This window comes from Streptomyces beijiangensis, assembly GCF_017315755.1.
Lineage (GTDB): Bacteria > Actinomycetota > Actinomycetes > Streptomycetales > Streptomycetaceae > Streptomyces > Streptomyces beijiangensis.
The window spans coordinates 1-2,509 of record NZ_JAFLRJ010000439.1 but is presented as its reverse complement, the minus strand read 5'-3'; the positions used below and the strand labels follow the sequence as shown (position 1 = coordinate 2,509).

The 2,509-nt window shown below is 71.9% G+C and carries 2 protein-coding genes and 1 pseudogene; 1 reads left to right on the top strand and 2 read right to left on the bottom strand.

The features are described 5' to 3' along the window. The coding region (locus J0695_RS33935; protein WP_206968611.1) for an amidase family protein at nt 1–475 on the bottom strand (475 nt) is incomplete at its 3' end. Between the two features lie 35 nt (nt 476–510). Continuing rightward, nucleotides 511–1,857, bottom strand: a complete 1,347-nt coding sequence (locus J0695_RS33930; RefSeq protein ID WP_307798856.1) for a cytosine permease — start codon at nt 1,855–1,857, stop codon at nt 511–513. A 283-nt stretch (nt 1,858–2,140) separates the two neighbouring features. Here J0695_RS33930 and J0695_RS33925 point away from each other — a divergent pair. Further along, nucleotides 2,141–2,509, top strand: a pseudogene (locus J0695_RS33925) (hypothetical protein); the annotation flags it as partial.

Here is a 2,509-nt window from a genome sequence, read left to right as displayed (position 1 = left end):
CGCCGGGAGTGAGAGCGGTGTTCCAGGGGTTGCGGGTGGCAGGGAAGAGGGGGTTGTGGCCGGTGGCGCTGTAGCCGAACTCCGAGGCGTTCGTCTTGCCGATGACCACAGCACCGGCGGCGACGGCCCGTTCGACCACGATGTCGTCCTCGTCGGGTACGAAGTCCTCGTAGGCCGGGGAGCCGGAGGTGGTGCGGATGCCCTTGGTGGTGATCAGGTCCTTCACACCGATCGGCACGCCCGCCAGACGCCCGGCGTCCTCACCGCGCGCGATGCGGTCGGCGACGGCGCGAGCCCGCGCGCGGGCATGGTCGGGGGCGGGGGTGCAGTAGGCGCCGAGGACTCCGTCCAGGGCGGCCATCCGTTCCAGTACGGCGTCGGTGGCCTCGACGGGAGAAATCTCCGACCTGCTGATCCTGGCGGCCAGTTCGGTGGCCGGGAGGCGGCAGATCTCGTCGCGGGCGGCTTGGTCCATCGGGCAGCTCCTCGGTCGTCGGCGGTCGGTAGGGATCAGGCGCGGACGGCGGCCGGGACCGGGCCCGCGATCGGGACCGCCGGGCGCAGAGCGCGGTCCATGGCGGCGTACGCGCACACCGCCACGACCATGCCGACCAGCGCGTCGACCGCGCCGGGAAGCAGATAGTGCGCGGCCGTCGCGGCGCCCGCGCCGACGGCCCAGGAGACCAGGGCGGGCAGTCGGTACGCGACTGCCGGACGGGTCGCGGTACGGCGGCGCAGCAGCAGCTGGTCGGTGATGAGGACCGCGCCGATCGGCGGGACGAAGATGCCGAGCAGGTTCAGCCAGTCGACGAAGTGCGCCCACACGCCGCTCAGCGCGGCGATCAGTCCGATCGCGCCGAGCAGCAGGGCGAGCGGTCGCATCCGGGCCGGTGTGAGGGCGGACCAGCCGACGGCGGCGTTGTAGAGACAGTGGGAGGCGACCGAGCCGAGATTGGCGAAGACGAGGACGACGGCGAGCGTGGTGAGCAGCGGGCCGTGTCCCATCAGCAGGCCGAGGAAACCGCCGCCGTTGCTGCCGGGGTCGGTGGTCCCGCCGACGGCGACGACCAGCCCGCCGACCAGGAAAGCGACACAGTTCGCGAAGGGGAACGCACAGGAGGCGGCGACGACCCCGGCCCGCCCGCTCTTCGCCCAGCGGGTGAAGTCCGCGGTCATCGTCCCCGAGTCGGAGAACCCGGCGATGACGATGCTCATGGCGGCGCCGAACGACATGGCGGTGCCCGGTCCCTCGTAGGACACGGCGGAGCCCAGGGATGCCCCTCCGAGGCCGTGCCCGAGGGCGACGGCCGCCAGCACGACGAACAGCGGGGTGGCGATCAGACCGATGAGCGACAGCGCGCGGATGCCGACGGCGGTGAGTACGACGAAGAAGACGCCGCCCGCGAGCGCGCCCCACAACGTGGCCCAGCCGAGCACCTGTTGGAGGGTGGTGCCGGACAGTCCGATCTGGAAGGAGTACCAGCCGATGACGACGGTGGAGAGGAACGCGGCCGGCAGACGGGCGCCGAGGGTGCCGAAGGTGCGCGCGGTCTGCTGGGCGAAGTTCTCGCCGGTGCGCCCGGCCAGCCAGCTGAGCGCACCGACGTAGCCGAAGAGGACCAGATTGCCGAGGACGATCGCGGCTGCGCCGGTGAGGAAGCCCAGGTTGTAGACGATGACGCCGCCGAAGACGGCGTTGCCGAGGTTCATCGGGAAGCCGAACCAGACGGAGCAGACCGACAGCAGGCTCTTGCGGGCGTGCAAGGGCACGGGCTCGTGCTCGTACTCCTCGCCCAGGTCGGCGACGGTGCCGGCGGCGGACTGCGCGCGTCCGCTCTCGGTTCGGTTGGTGGTCACGGAGACTCCCGGGGGAAGTGGTATACCAAAGGCAATGCCGGGACGCTAGGCGGCACTTGTTACGCCGGTGTGCGTGGCGCGTAACAGGGGACGGCGCTCTGCGTTCAGCCCGTGTGGCGCCGTGCGGCGTCGCGCGGCGTCGCGCGGCCTGATGGTGCGTGTTACGGCAGGGTGGCCGCCGGACGGCCTCGCGTCACTGTCAGCAGGTACCGGCGAATCGGTGCCGGTTACTGGCAGTTGCGCACCAAGACGGGGGCGGGGGGTCCGCTCGTAGGCTCGCCGCATGGTGGAATCCGCGCTCAAAACCCTGGCCCCCGTCAATGCCGTCCGGCCCAATACCTATGTCGACTCCGTCGCCCTCATGCGGGTCTCCGCCGCGCTCGCCGCACTCCCCCGGGTCGAGGCGGCCAGCCTCGTCATGGGCACTCCGGCCAACCGGCGGATCCTCGCCGACGCGGGGCTGCTCGGCGACGAAGGCGCCCGTGCGCGCCCCAACGACCTGCTCATAGCGCTGTGTTGCCCGCCGGACGCCGTGTCGGGGGCTCTCGCCGAAATGGACCGGATGCTCGATCAGGGCTGGGGAGCCGAGGCCCCGGAGACCCGGCCGTCGGGCACCGAGTCGCCTCGCTCGCTCGCCACGGTGCCCGACGGC